11 protein-coding genes are annotated in these 14,291 nt (G+C 62.3%); 2 read left to right on the top strand and 9 right to left on the bottom strand.

Annotation, left to right across the window (positions count from 1 at the left end):
* Positions 1-10 precede the first annotated feature (10 nt).
* The gene (locus P3T20_RS09545; RefSeq protein ID WP_074263347.1) at positions 11-1,606 is read right to left on the bottom strand and encodes an MDR family MFS transporter; all 1,596 of its coding nucleotides are present in this window, start codon (positions 1,604-1,606) and stop codon (positions 11-13) included.
* Positions 1,607-1,747: 141 nt separating this feature from the next.
* On the opposite strand from P3T20_RS09545, the gene P3T20_RS09540 reads away from it, so the two are divergent.
* A complete protein-coding gene (locus P3T20_RS09540) occupies positions 1,748-2,593 on the top strand; it encodes an EcsC family protein (RefSeq protein WP_074263346.1) in 846 nt (281 codons plus the stop codon).
* On the opposite strand, the gene P3T20_RS09535 is transcribed toward P3T20_RS09540, so the two are convergent.
* The 8 genes from P3T20_RS09535 to P3T20_RS09500 all read right to left on the bottom strand — a co-directional run bounded on the left by P3T20_RS09535 (position 2,563) and on the right by P3T20_RS09500 (position 13,119).
* Positions 2,563-3,528 (bottom strand): alpha/beta hydrolase, encoded by a 966-nt coding sequence (locus P3T20_RS09535; protein WP_074263345.1) that lies wholly within the window; start codon positions 3,526-3,528, stop codon positions 2,563-2,565. The genes P3T20_RS09540 and P3T20_RS09535 overlap by 31 nt on opposite strands.
* A gap of 149 nt (positions 3,529-3,677) precedes the next feature.
* The gene (locus tag P3T20_RS09530; protein ID WP_074263344.1) at positions 3,678-4,112 is read right to left on the bottom strand and encodes a CHRD domain-containing protein; all 435 of its coding nucleotides are present in this window, start codon (positions 4,110-4,112) and stop codon (positions 3,678-3,680) included.
* A gap of 355 nt (positions 4,113-4,467) precedes the next feature.
* Positions 4,468-8,208 carry an ATP-binding protein gene (locus P3T20_RS09525; protein ID WP_074263343.1) on the bottom strand — a complete coding sequence of 1,247 codons (3,741 nt, stop codon included), beginning with the start codon at positions 8,206-8,208 and terminating at the stop codon, positions 4,468-4,470.
* Positions 8,209-8,242: 34 nt separating this feature from the next.
* The gene (gene aqpZ / locus P3T20_RS09520; RefSeq protein ID WP_074263342.1) at positions 8,243-8,986 is read right to left on the bottom strand and encodes an aquaporin Z; all 744 of its coding nucleotides are present in this window, start codon (positions 8,984-8,986) and stop codon (positions 8,243-8,245) included.
* Positions 8,987-9,229: 243 nt separating this feature from the next.
* Positions 9,230-9,874, bottom strand: a complete 645-nt coding sequence (locus tag P3T20_RS09515; RefSeq protein ID WP_074263341.1) for a response regulator transcription factor — start codon at positions 9,872-9,874, stop codon at positions 9,230-9,232.
* 110 nt (positions 9,875-9,984) lie between these two features.
* Positions 9,985-10,677, bottom strand: coding sequence for a response regulator transcription factor (locus tag P3T20_RS09510; RefSeq protein ID WP_074263340.1), 693 nt, complete (start codon positions 10,675-10,677; stop codon positions 9,985-9,987).
* A 163-nt stretch (positions 10,678-10,840) separates the two neighbouring features.
* On the bottom strand, positions 10,841-11,629 hold the full coding sequence (locus P3T20_RS09505) for a response regulator (RefSeq protein ID WP_367946951.1): 789 nt from the start codon (positions 11,627-11,629) through the stop codon (positions 10,841-10,843).
* Positions 11,630-11,781: 152 nt separating this feature from the next.
* Entirely contained in the window at positions 11,782-13,119 is a 1,338-nt protein-coding gene (locus P3T20_RS09500; RefSeq protein ID WP_429286777.1) for an MFS transporter, read from the bottom strand.
* Between the two features lie 97 nt (positions 13,120-13,216).
* Here P3T20_RS09500 and P3T20_RS09495 point away from each other — a divergent pair, with 97 nt between their 5' ends.
* Positions 13,217-14,107: a LysR family transcriptional regulator gene (locus P3T20_RS09495; RefSeq protein ID WP_074263337.1), complete on the top strand. Its 891-nt coding sequence runs from the start codon at positions 13,217-13,219 to the stop codon at positions 14,105-14,107.
* Positions 14,108-14,291 lie beyond the last annotated feature (184 nt).

Genomic DNA, 14,291 nt, shown 5'->3' with positions numbered 1-14,291 from the left:
GTATTCGAAATCAATCAGCGAGGATGGTCGGCTCGACCTGACGCTTTAGCTTGATGGGCGGCACGCGGCGGCTTTGCCAGATCGAAGCCACTGCGACGATTGCGGCGAGCGCAAGGCCAAGATGAATCGCCGACACCAGCGATTCGCGCGCCGACTCCAGCAGCACCGCGCCGTTGTGTCCAGCATGCGCTAACTGACCAAGCAGCGTGGCCTGAGCATCATGGTTGATGAGAATTTGCGGATCGCCCATATCCGGGAACCACTGCGTCGCCTGATCGTGTTCCAGCGCGCTGCGCACGCCGCTCGCGTACATATGCGTGACGAGCGTGCCGGTCAACGCCGTCCCGATCATGCCGCCGATCATCCGCAGCGATTGCAGCAGCGCCGTTGCAATGCCGAGATGCTCGCGGCCCGCCGTCTGTTGCGCGAAGATGGTCAGATTCGGCATCACGAAGCCGAGTCCCAAACCGCCGAGCACCATGAACGTCATCAGCAGCCATCCCGGCATGGCGCGCGTTGCTACCACCGCGCCGAGGCATGACAGCGCCATCAGCGTGAAGCCGATATACAGCATCAGATTCGGATTGCTCACGCGCGACACGATCCGGCCATTGGCAATGCTGCCGATCGTAATGAACACGACGAGCGGCGTGATCACGAGACCCGCTTCTTTCGGTGACATGCCGAAGCCGCCCTGGAACAGCAACGGCGCGTAGAACAGCAGCGAGAACATCGAGAAGCCGCCGAGCACCGCCAGCGTGAACAGCGCGGCAAGGCTGCGATTGCGGAACATATCGACAGGCAGGATGGCGGTAGGGCAACGCTGCTCCCATTTCCACAGACTGTATGCAGACGCCACACTTGCGACCAGCAACGCGACCGAGGTCAGCGACACGCCGTGCTTGGGCAACATTTCGACGAACAGTTGCAGGGAACCGAGCGAGATTGCAATCAGCAACGCGCCCGGCCAATCAAGGCGCATCTTGCCCTTATGCTCGACGTGCCGCAAATGCGGCAGAAAACGCCACACGAAGAAGAGCGACAGCAGACCGACCGGCAGATTGACGTAGAACACGGAGCGCCAGCCGTAGTACTGCGTGAGGAAGCCGCCGAGCGACGGCCCAATGGCGTTGGCGATGCCGAACGCCGAACTCATCAGCACCTGCCAACGCAGGCGCACGACTGAATCGGGGAATAGATCGGGAATGCAGGCGAAGGCGGTGCCGACCAGCATGCCGCCGCCGATACCCTGCAGACCGCGCGCAAGGACCAGGAACAGCATGCTGTTGGCCATGCCGCAGAGCACCGAGGCACCGGTGAAAACGATGATCGACGCGATCACGAACGGTTTGCGCCCGTAGTAATCGCCGAGCCGCCCAAAGATCGGCACGGTAATGACCGAGGTCAGCAGATACGACGTGGCGACCCACGCGTAAAGCTCGAAGCCCTTGAGCTCAGCGACGATCGTAGGCAGCGCCGTGCCGACCACGGTCTGGTCGAGCGCGACAAGCATCGTCACAAAGGAAACGCCGAGCATCGCCATGAGCGATTCCCGGAACGGTAAAACTTGCCCACTCGAATGGTGGGCCGCAGTATGGACAGCCATGTTTTTTGATAGCGCAACGGTTGACGCGTCAAACAATGGGGAATCATAGCATGTTATGGCGCTCTAAACTGGCCGTGTTGGCGTTCATCCGGTGCGCCGACGATCAGCTAATTACAGAATTTGCCCGCCACAGGGAGGCACATGGAGTCCACTTCGCTCGCCGAACAGAGCTTGTCCGCCGAGGATCTGCGCGCGCTACGACGCGCGAAACACGAGCTGGAAAGCCCGGCGCTGGCGATGAAACTGGCCAGCATCGTCGGGGCGCCGCTCGAAAAGCTCCTGTCGCGGATGCCGGCCATCGCCAACGAGAAGGTGAACGATGCAACCCAGCTCGCGTTACGCAAGTGCCTGCAGCTCGCTCTACGCACGCTCGGGCGGCACGACCCCGACGCGCCGCCGCTTGCGATTCCCGACCGGCCGAGCAATCTGCTGCACAAGTTCGCGGTGGCGACAACCGGCGCGGCCGGCGGCGCGTTCGGGCTGTTCGCGTTGCCGGTGGAATTGCCGGTCACAACCACATTGATGTTCCGCTCGATCTGCGATATTGCGCGTAGCGAAGGCGAAGACCTCTCGTCAATCGACGCGCAGTTGCAATGTCTGACGGTGCTGGGGATGGGCGGCACGTCGAAAGCCGACGACGACGCCGACTACGGCTACTTCATCATGCGCGGCGCGCTGGCGCAGGCGGTCTCGAAGGCGTCGGCGGAGATCGCGACCAAAGGCTTCACCTCACACGGATCGACGGCGCTGTTGCGCCTGCTCAATACGATCGCGTCGCGCTTTTCCGTGCAGGTCAGCGAACAGATCGCCGCCAAGTCGATTCCGGCGATCGGCGCTGTGCTGGGTGCGATGGTCAACACTGTCTTCATGGACCACTTCCAGCTGGTCGCGCACGGCCATTTCACCGTGCGGCGGCTCGAGCGGCAATATGGACCGGAACTCGTGAAGACCGCCTATCAGACCATCGACATCGCGCTCGACGGTTGAGCGCTGCGCGGGCCCGCTACCTCGCGCACAAAGGCAGCGGCGCCGTCGAGCGCGCGGCGGGCCTCGGGAATGAAAGGCGTGAAGATCTGCCAGACGTGCGGCATGTTCGGCCACACCTGCAACTCGACAGGCACACCCTCGCTGCGTGCGTTCTCGGCTACCCGTCGCGAGTCGTCCAGCAACACTTCCGTGCTGCCGGCCTGAATGAAAAGCGGCGGCAGGCCGTGCAGATCGGCATAGACCGGCGAGGCATACGGATGCGTCGCAGGCGTATCGCCAAGGTATAGCTTTGCAGCCCGGCCGATCGCAGGACCGCTGAACATCGGATCGGCCCCATCGTTGATGCGGATCGACGCGCCGCTCGCGGCCAGATCGGTCCACGGCGAAAACAGCACGCCGCCTGCCGGCAAAGGATCACCGGCGTCGCGTAAAGCAACCAGCGTAGCGAGAGCCAGGCCGCCGCCTGCTGAATCACCCGCAATCACAATCGATTCCGCCGGCCTGCCGCTCGCAAGCAGTAGCCGATAGGCGGCCAACGCATCGTCGAGAGCAGCGGGAAAGCGTGCTTCAGGCGCGAGCCGATAGTCGAGCGAAAACGCCGGTGCACCCGAGCGTGTCGCCAGGCCGAACACAATCGAGCGATGGGAACGCGGCGAGCAGAAGTAATAACCGCCGCCGTGCAGATAGAGAATGGTGGGGGTATCGACAGCGCCGGCTGTCTCGCCGCTGCCGGCGGCCGGCTCGAACCACTCGCCTCGCAACGTTTCGCCGGGGCCGTATTGTTCCAGTAAGCGCCAGCCCGCAGGCACTTTCGGCGACCAGGCACGTTTCGCCGTAAGAGCACGCGCACCCTCGACGCTGATCTCGGTCTTTAATGTGGCCGGTCGAAACTGCCGGCGCAGGTACCAGCACGCGAGCGCACTTTGCCAACTCATCGGGACACCCTCCATGAATGGTCAACCGTCATGGTACGTGGGTTCGCACAATGATCCGCTGGATGGGCGGTTCTAATCCTGCGACGATTCATGCACGCCCGCCTGCTACGCAGCGGACAAATGGAGAGCAGCAGGCCGCGCAACGACTGCTAGTTGGAAGGTCGTACCTGACCGCGAATCTCACCCATCGGGTTCTGCGCGGTGTGGATATTGAAGTACCACTGACCGGCCATCAGGTCGGTCACCTGCTGGTCCGTCAACGTGGCGGAGCCCTTGATCGGACTGGCAAGCGCGCTCTTGTCGATCGGGATCTGAATTTTTGCGTTCTGCCCGACCGGTGCTGGGCCGTGAAAGTGTGCGGCCGAGATGGGACTCGACAGATCCGCATAGGTGACCGTCCACTGCAACGCCTTGGTGGACGTATCGAAGGTGGCGTCAAGCATGCCGTGTGCGTGGCTGACGCGCGGCGGGACTTCGCTCGACGGCTCGAGATCCGCCTTCAGCGCCACCGTGTCTGCGAAGGCGATCCCCGACGCCAGTGCCCAAAAAACAACGCCCAGACTGAGTTTCCGAATTGCATTCATATTTTTTCTCCGGACTTGGTGCACCGCCGTACCACACATGGGTCGCGCACGGAGCCACCCCATACTAGTGTAAATCGCGGGCCGACGTGGGGCTTAGCGCGCAGGGGCCGGACGCCCGTCTTTCTTACAAAATCAGAAAATAGATAATTGCGAGATTCGGATGCAATCAAATCGCTGCCTGGCGCTATGCTTCAGGCAGCGAGAAGTGACTCCTTCACCGAAGGATGTCTCCAATCTTTAACGCGGCTTCGGCCGCGTTTTTTTTCGTCTGGGCAAATGTGAAGGGAATACGCTGAGCGAGTCAGGCGGGTCAGCTACCGCTCACCAGCTGGCTATCTGAATCACTGCCTCGCTGCTATGCGAGCAAAGCGGCCTGCTCTTCGATGCCATCGAGCATGGCGTTGCATTTCTGGACGAGCGCCATGCCATCTGCGCGCAGCCGCTCCGGCGATTTGCCGCCAAGGCCGCTTCGGTATTGCTCCAACGCGGCGAGCAACGGCGCGTACTGCAAGACGCCCGCAGCGCCGGCAACCCGGTGATGCCATTGACGCAACTGAGCGACATCCACATGATCGAGCAACGGCGGCAAAGCGCGAACGTCGTCGCGCACAGATGTCACAAACGAGTCGAGCAGCGCCTTCACCGTTGACTCGCTGCCCCACAACTGCGTCATGTGAGCGAGATCCACAGGCACAAACGCCTCGACAGGCTCCTGACCTTGGGCCACGGCGGCCGGTGCGGTACTGACCGCTTCGACCGACGCAACTTGACGCACAATCTCTGTACCGAACCAGCGGCTCAGATGTTCGCGCAACGTCGCGAGACGGGTCGGCTTCACGAGGCAATCGTCCATGCCGGCGTCGCGGCATTGACTCAGATCCTCAGGCGCAGTGTTGGCTGTGATGCCGAGAATGGGCAGATGCGATATGCCACTGCCGCCGAGACGGCCCTCTTCAGTTTCACGCACACGCCGTGCAAGTTCGTAGCCGGACAGGTTCGGCATGTGACAGTCGGTGATCAGGCATCCGTAGCGGGTCTGTTGCAGCGCGGCGAGTGCTTCCACGCCATCGTTCACCACGTCGCAGGCAAATCCGAGCAAGGCCAGTTGATGACGGATCAGTTCCTGATTCACCGGATGGTCTTCCGCCACAAGAATCAGCCGGCCGCTCGCGATGGCGCGTTCCCTGTCGGGAGGCACCATCGCCGTTTCCGCAGACTCCCGCGCGCGCGGTGCGGGAGTCGACAATCCCGTGAGTGAAGCGGCGCATGCTGCACCGAGCCCGCGCCAGGAGATGGGATTGATACTCACGCGCACCGCGTCGTCCAGAACGCGGTATCCGGTAGGCTTGGGCTTTTCTGTCAGATAGACGACGCGCGCACGTGAGCGCACGGCGGCGGGCACTTCCAGCTCCTCGCCGAGGAACACCAGTTCGACGTCGGTGAGCGCTGCCGGGTCGCTCAACTCTGCGGCACCCTGACTGACCCGCCGCAACTCGATGCCGAGCGCCCGGCCAAAGTGCACCAGCGCCTGTGCGACACGTGCGTCGGAGACGGCGACGATTCCTCGCTTGCCGCGCAAACCACTGACCTTATAGTGCTGCGCCTCGATGGGCATCACCACGCGCACGGTCATGCGGGTGCCTACCCCGGGCGTGCTCTGCAGGTAGAGCGCGCCGCCCATCAGCGCAATGAGCTTGCGGCAGATGGTCAGGCCAAGTCCTGTGCCGCCGAAGCGCCGTGTTGTCGACGATTCAGCCTGCACGAACGGTTCGAACAAGGCCGCCTGAACCTCTGGCTCGATACCGATTCCTGTATCTTCCACGCTCATCTCGAGCGTCTGGGTCTGTTGTGTCTGCTCCGCGACGGCGACGCGCACGTCAACCTCGCCCGTCAGCGTGAATTTGATCGCATTGCCAAGCAGGTTGAACAGGATCTGACGCAAACGCACGCTGTCGCCGCGCAAACTGGCCGCAACTTCGGGCGCTATATCGACGCGCACCTTGAGGCCCTTTTCGTGCGCGCGTCCAGCGAGCAACCCCACAGCGTTGTCCACCAGATCGCGCATGTCGATCGGTTCCGCCTCGAGGGTCAAACGGCCGGCTTCGATCTTCGAATAGTCGAGCAGGTCGTCCAGGATCTGCAGCAATGCGCCGGCGGACTCATGGATCATGCCCAGCATTTCGCCCTGGTCGGCATTCAGCTGCGTACGTTCGAGCACTTCGACGAGGCCTAGCACGCCGTTCATCGGCGTACGGATTTCGTGGCTCATCATCGCCAGAAAATCGTCCTTGGCACGCGAGGCGGCCTCGGCGAGATCGCGGGCCCGTGCAAGTTCCTCCGAACGCGCGTGCTCCGCGCTCGCATCGACCCAGTATCCGCTCCACACCACGCTGCCCGCTGCTTCACGACGCGGCACCAGTTCGGCGCGCACCCACCGCAGACCGTCGGAGCCTTCAGAGCGAAACTCCATGTGAATCGGGGTCTCGGAGCGCGCCGAGCGCTCGAGTTCAGCCAGCACGCGCGGCCGGTCTGCCGCCCACACGCGCTCGAAATCGATGTCACCGGGTTTCGCGAGCGTGTCGCTGTCACCACCCAGCAAGTGCCGCGCATTGCCGCCGATGTAAGGAAACGAGTAGCGGCCGCGCTCGTCGCGCCGCAGTTGAAAAACCACCGCCGGCAACGAGCGCGTCACGTCAAACAGGCGCCGCTCGTTTTCGCGGGCTAGCATCTCGGCGCGCCGGATATCGGTGATGTCGACGACCGTGCCGAGCACGCAGGAAGGCTCGCCATCCACATCGCGGCATAGGTTGGTCCAGAACAGACCGATCCGCATCTCGCCATTGCGGTCCGCAAACTCAAGCTCAAGCTGGAAACGCTCGCCATTTCTCAGCATTTCGCGCGTCGCGCTTTCCAGCTTGCGGCTATTGTCTAGTCCCCACGCCTGCACATCCCGGCTCGTCCGTCCCAGCACCGCCTCGCGCCGCAAGCCTGAACTCACCTCGTAAGCGCGATTGATCGCCATGTAGCGTCCGTCGAGATCTTTTGCGACGAGCGGATAAGGCACCATCTCCATCATCGTCTGCTGGAAGTTGAGCTGTGCCGCCAGTTCGCGCTCGGTCCGCTTGCGCAAGCGCACCTCACGCTGCAGCAGCAGGTAGGCGCGCAGGGTCACCGCCAGCGCTACGCCGATGCCTATCAGCAAAGGCAGCAGACGCAGCCATGCCTGCTCGGAGGGTGTCAGCACGACACGCCGCGGGGCGTAGTCAGATGGCGGATCGAAACTCGTTCCCAACCAGCGAGCGCGGATGGCGGCCTCGTCGGCCGGATACATGGCGGCCAATGCGCGGTCCAACGCGTCGCGCAAGACGGGACGATTTCGCGCCACGGCAAAGCGCAGTTCGCTCGGCCTGCTGCTGTCCTCGAAACCGGTGCGCAAGCCGTGGAACTCGTCATTCGCGAGCGTGTACTGAACCGACGGGGTGAAGCCGAAATAAGCGTCCGCATCGCCCTTTGCGACGGCCCGCAACGCCGAGGCGGTGTCTGCGAACGCGGTGATCTGGGCGTGCGGAAAACGCTCGCGCAGCAACCGGTCCATCGCAAAGCCCTTCTCGACCGCGATCCGGGCGTTGGCGAGCTGCGTGGCATCTTGCACGGCCTTGTCGTCAACCCTGACGACGACCGACGTTGAGGCCCGGAAATAAGGTGCGGTAAAGCTGAGACTGTGCTCGCGCTCCGCAGTGCGCGCCATGCTCATCACCAGGTCGACCTTGCCGGACGAGAGGGCCGCGAGCAGTTGCGGCATATCGGGATAGGTCTGCGTCTCGATGACGACGTCCGGTCCGACGAGCGCCCGCAAATAATCGCCGCTCAAGCCGGTAAGGCGCCCATCGTCGACTGCTTCGAAAGGCGCCCATCCGTTTGCGAGCATGCCGACGACGAGCCTGGCGGGAAACGCGCCACTCGCCGGCGCGGGAGCGTCCGTCGGCAAACTGGCCGCAAGCGCGAACGGCGCGACGAAGAGCATGACGCACACCACAGCGGCCTGCAGCAGATGCCGCAATAGTGCGCGTACAGTCCAGCGCTCTGACGCGTTCACGACAGGTAGGGATCGCTCCGCAGGGGAGCGGGAATCAAGCGACCTCACCTTGCTCTCCGCTCTGGCCGCCCCGGCTTGCGCGTGGCTTACCCCACATGCGCGCGTACAGAATGCCGGCGGCGATGCCCCCGGCCAGCGGTGCCGCCCAGAACAGCCAGAGTTGATCCAGCGCCCAGTCGCCGACGAACAATGCCGGCCCTGTGGACCGAGCCGGATTGACCGACGCATTCGTGACAGGCAATGCAATCAGATAGATCAGCGCGAGGCAGGCGCCTTTGACGAGTGGCGAAACGGAGCGCGAAACGTTTCTGCGCGACATCAGCAGGTTCGTCATCACCAGAGCGAAAGACATCACCAACTCGATCACCAGAGCCGAATGAAACTGATAGTCCGCCGGGGAATGATCACCGAAGCCATTGGCACCGAACTCGCTTGCTGCCAGCTCGAACCCTGGGCGCCCGCTCGCCACGTACGCCAGTACCGCGGCGCCAGCGATCGCGCCGAGGATCTGGGCAGCGATGTACGGCACCAGATCGCGAATCGGGAAGCGATTGGCAACAGCCAGGCCGACCGTGACGACAGGGTTGAAGTGGGCACCGGACAAGCGCTCGAGTGCGTAAGTCGCGGTAGTGAGCGCGAGCCCGAAAGCGAGCGCCACTTGAAGTACACCGTAGCCCGGTTGCGCCGCTGCTGTATTCAGAACGATGCTGCCACATCCCACGAACACCAGCCATGCTGTGCCCGCACCTTCGACCATTAACCGTTTAACCAGGGTCATTACTTCTCCTCCCGCTCTCCGAGTTACACGGTGCGAAAGAGCGCACTTGGCGCCGGCCCGCGGCCATGCAGATTCTCTAATCAAATTTGCATGCCGAATCATCTTTTCGTGAGAGGTCATTGCAACCACTCATGAGACGCATGCCACTCGAAAGTATGGAAGAGCGACGCAGATCTACTAATCGGACGACTCCTAAATCAGCGGAACTACCCGACAATGCCTGGGGAGTTCTCTCACAGGCCCTCAGGTCAAACCAATCTGGTGTGCGTATTGGATCAGGGCCGTATCGGACTCGAGCCCAAGCTTGCGCATCGCACTTCGCTTTTGCGTGCTAATGGTCTTGCCGCTGCGCTCGAACCGCAGCGCGATCTCGCTGATAGGCATGCCTTCTATATAGAGTCGCAAGACCTCCCATTCCCGCGCACTCAGAATACCGGCACGCGGATGTGGGAAAGCTCCCGCCTGGCTGAAGACGGCTTTCACGCTAGCTGATAGAAAGTTACGTCCTGCGACTGCGGCGTCGATCGCTTCCGTCAGCGCATCGACGATATCGCGCTTGTCGACGATGGCCGATACACCCAGATTCAACAGACCGGCCAACGTGGGAGGATTGCAGATCATGGTCAGCACCACGACGCGCGGATGCGGCGCATACCGCAAGATGCGCCGCAGAATCGGCGTGGCGTTGTTGAGACCGTCGATATCCGGCATGCCGATATCGGACACCACGACATCGCAGGGGCACGTGTCGACCAGTTCAGCCAGCGTTTGCGCGTCGGAAGCCTCGCCGACGATCGACAGGTGGGGCACACTTTCCAGCAGATGTCGCACGCCGGCGCGCACGCAGCAATGGTCGTCGGCCACAATGACTCGAGTAGTCGGATTCATCGTTTTGTTGTGTTGTTATCTGACGCTCCGTGCACGCAGTGCATCCCCCGGAGTGGCCAGGTATTTTTCTTACCGCCGCGCAGAATCAGCGCGCGCGACGCCGTATCGGATCAGCGCCGGCCTTTCGGGAAATCGTCGGACAGCACGCCATACTCGACGGAAAACTTGAATAACTCGGAGTCGGTGCGGAGCGCGAGTTTGCGCATGGCGGTACATTTCTGCGCGCTGATCGTCTTGACGCTGCGGCCAAGACGCGTGGCGATTTCCGTCACGCCTATGCCCGATGCGTATTGCTTGAGCACCTCCAACTCCCTCGGTGACAGGAGTTCGCGCACGAAGTTCAGACGCCGCTCCACGGTCGCTTCGGCGATCAGCGCGCGCACCGCTGGCCCCACATAACGCTCGTGAGCAAGCGCACTGACAATCGCCACATGGATCAGATCGACCCGGTCGCGCTTGCTCATCACTGCATCGACACCCAGCGACAGCACATGCTCCAGCGCATCCGCATCCGTCTCCATGGTCAGGACCACCAGCGCCACCTTGGGGTGGAGCTTGCGAAACCGCCTGATGGTGCCGAAGCCATCTCCTCCGACGCTGCCCGGCATGTAAAGGTCCATCACGGCGAGATCGCACTCCAGGCGATCGGCCTCGCTAAACAGCTCAGCTGTGTCGGATGCCCTGCCGACAACCGCTACATTGGGAAAGCCAGACATCAGGTTCTCGACGGCCAGCAGGACAAGCGGATGATCGTCCGCGATGATGGCTCTAATGGGTGTGCTTATGTCGACGCTTGCGTTCATGGTGTCTGGCTCCCCCAGTTCTCGTTTCCCAGTGCTCTCTAACGGAACAACTGGACTAGAGGCGAGCATCAAACATTTGCCAGGACACAAACATCGGATTGCTCCGAAATGCTGACCGATGGTTGCTTCTACAACCGTTTTAATTCGCAATCCGATTTAATCGTCAGACGCCACCCTTGGCTTTGACAAGCGCATACAGACCAGGATCAGTGGTGACACCGAGCTTCGTCATGGCAAAGCGTTTCTGTCGGCGGACGGAGCGAATATCGCGTCCAAGCGCGAGAGCGATTTCAGATACCGACTTGCCTTGTACGAACATTCCGATCACTTCCGACTCTCGCGTCGACAAATGACGCGTCCGTGGCGCGGCGTTCGATTCAATTCGAACTTCGCTGAACGCTTCGAGGATAGACCGGCCGATGTACGGGCGACCCGTGCTGGCGGAGCGCATTGCCGTCACCAGTTCATCCATCGGCTCGGTTTTGTTGAGTATGCTCACCGCATGATCGGATGCGGCCGAACGAAGAATGGCCGCGTTCGTCAGGTTGGTCAGCACCACCACACCAAGCGCTGGCCAGTCATGGCGAATGCGCTGGATGAGACTCAAGCCGTCCGCCATCGCGCCGCTGGACTCGGGCATGTTCAGATCGGTGACGAGCACGTCACAAGGGACGTCGCGCAGCAGGTCGATCAAGCTGGCCGGGCTCGTCGCCTCGCCGACGATGGTGATGTCGCGATGCGCAGAAACTGCGGACCGAACCCCAAGCAAAACGAACGGATGATCGTCCGCCAGGATGACACGAATGTTCACCATGATGTTCTCTCGATTGTTGTATGTGTATGCGCATCGTTCGCTTCGACAAAACGCTGTCAGGCGCGACCCTGACCTGGCTCGAGTCGGCTCGGTCCGACTCGGCACACGGCGTCGAAGCGGCGTGGAATGCGCCTCCATAAAACCATCTGATGAACACGATTTGAATCGGAGCTTTCCGAATCAATTCACATTTCGACCGCAGTTCCTAAAGCGAGGAATGCAAAACTTTATCTACAGGAGTAAAGAAACCTCTTGCGTTAAACCCGAATCTGAACCCAAACCTGAACCGCTTACGGCTCGCACCGCACCTGCGCAGACGTCGCGGCGCGAGCGCCGGCAACCACCGCACGCGGGAACACTGGCAACGCGATCAACGCACACGCATGGGCGAGTGCCCACACCAGCGGCCAGGAACCAACAGAGAGCAGCAGTGGAATGACCAACGGTGTCAGGAACAAGGTCGAAAACGCAAACGTATTGCCCATTGCGAGCGCAGTGCCGGCGCGACGCGTGCCGGCCAGTGTCGCGAGTTCGGTGAAGGCAACGCCATGCCAGGCCGAAGCGCTCACGCCACCCAGCAGGATCAGTACGGTGAGAGCCGCCGTCGACGCCGCGAAATGCGCGCCTGCCACCACGGTCGCGAGCGCCAGCACCGCGAATAAGCCGGCCGTTATCAGGCAGCACGCGCGCATATAGGCTCGGCGGTTGCCGCGCCGGTCGGTCCAGCCGCCGCTCCAGACACGCGCGATCGCGGCGCCGGCTTGCAGGGCCGCCATCGTCGCGCTGATCAGCAACACGCCGACGTGCGTGAAGTCGTGCAGAAACACTGTGCCGAACGTGACCACCGCGATCTGCGGCATGCACAGCGTGCCAATGCCCAGTGCGACCCGCCAAACACGGGCATCGCGCAACGGGCTGATCATAGTTGCGCTCGAAGTACTCACTGCGTCCGACACCACCGCCCCGGCAACGCCAGGCCGACTGTCGGAATGTTCATGTACCGATGGCTCATGCAGCCAGTACCACGCGAACGCTGCCGTCACCGCACACAACAGCGCCGACACTCCGTACACGCTGGCGAAACCGAAGTGCGCCGCGAGCGCCGGCAACATCAACGCGCCCACACCGCCGCCTGCGGGCACGGCGGTCTGCCGGATGCTCATGGCCAGTCCGCGCTCGCCGTCACGGAACCATGCCATCACCGCACGGCCACTCGAACCATTGACACTCCCGCCCAACAACCCGACCAGCAGCAGGCTGGGCGCCAGCATCGTGAGACCCGGCACGTGTGCGCCGCCTGGCACGACGAACAACGCCATGCCTGCCAGCGCGACCGCCGTCGCTCCCAGGCCGAGCAACAGAACCTTCCGGTCACCCCAACGATCGGTCAGGAGCCCCCACGGCAGCTCGCTGAGCGCAATGCCAAGCCCAAGCATGCCGAGTACCAGTCCCAAACCGCTATTGCCGATGTGGTAGCCCGAGCGCAGAAACACCGCGGTCGTCGGGATCCCGGAAAACGCGGCCGAAAAGCTCGCATTGGCGGCAAAGCCCACCCCCAGGACCTTCCACCTGTGATTTGCGCCGCGTGCGCGGGACGCCTGTGCCGCAACCAAAGAACCGCTTCCCATGATGCCTCCCGCAAAGAAGAATTGCGGCCATCGTACGACTGGACGAACCATCGGAAAAGCCGGAAAATCGGAACACTTCCATCGGAGAATCCGAATCATGAACTGGCGTGGTTTCGATTTGGGCCAACTGCGAACTTTCGTCGCCGTGGCTGAGGCCGGCAGCGTGTCGGCGGGTTCAGCGCGGGTGTTCCTGTCGCAGTCGTCGGTGAGCGAGCAGTTGAAGAAACTGGAGGAGCGCGTGGGCCAACCGCTGTTCGTGCGCAGCAAGCAGGGCGTCACGGCGACCCAGGCCGGCGCGCGGCTGCTCGATCATGCGCGCCGCATTCTCGCCATGAGCGAAGCTGCGTTCGACGACCTGCAAGGTCACTCGCTCGACGGCGAGCTGCGCATCGCCATCACCGACTACTACCGCCCGCACGACATCGCCCGTATTCTGAAAACGTTCTCGGAGCAATATCCGCGGCTGAAACTGCACGTCACCGTATTGCCAAGCGCGGTGATCGACGAGCGCGCCGGAGACGACGCGACATTCGACATCGGCCTGTCGTTGCGTCTCGTGACACCGGCTAACCGGCGCGGCGCGGCAGGCGGCGGCCGCCCGCAAGGGGTCGTCGTGCGGCGCGAGAAACTGCTGTGGGCCGTCGCAGCCGATGCGGATCCGCGCGTGAGCCAACCGTTCCCGCTGGTATTGCTACCGTCCACGTGTCAATTGCAGCGCTTTGTCGTCAAACTGCTCGACGATCTCAATGTCGCCTACCTGATCTCCCATTCGGCGTCGGGCGTCGCGGGTCTGCAACTGGCATTGAAAGCCGGACTCGGGATTGGATGTCTGAACGAATCGTCGATCGGTCCTGGGGTTGTCGCGTGTGCGCCGAGCGTGGGCCTGCCGGCGCTCCCCGCGGTCGAATTTCACCTCCTGCCGGGACGTACGGGAGAAAGCGAACGCGTCAGCAGCGCGCGCGCCGCTTTGGTGCGGCTGTTTAGTTGAAGCACCAGACCCGCGCAACTGCCTCATTGGGGTCACCTCGCAGCAACAGAAAAAGCGACGTTGAAAGCGCTGAGGATGCCGCCTATGATTAATCAGCTTTTATATGAGTTACCTGTCCGCAAGCGCTGACGGTAGCTGCAGACGATCCAACAGGTAATCAAACGGGATTTCGAAAAAGTAAATG

Origin of the sequence: Paraburkholderia sp. GAS206C (assembly GCF_050435645.1) — a bacterium.
Lineage (GTDB): Bacteria > Pseudomonadota > Gammaproteobacteria > Burkholderiales > Burkholderiaceae > Paraburkholderia > Paraburkholderia phenazinium_B.
Note: the sequence above shows the minus strand (reverse complement) of the source record. Positions and strands in the feature narration are given on the sequence as shown.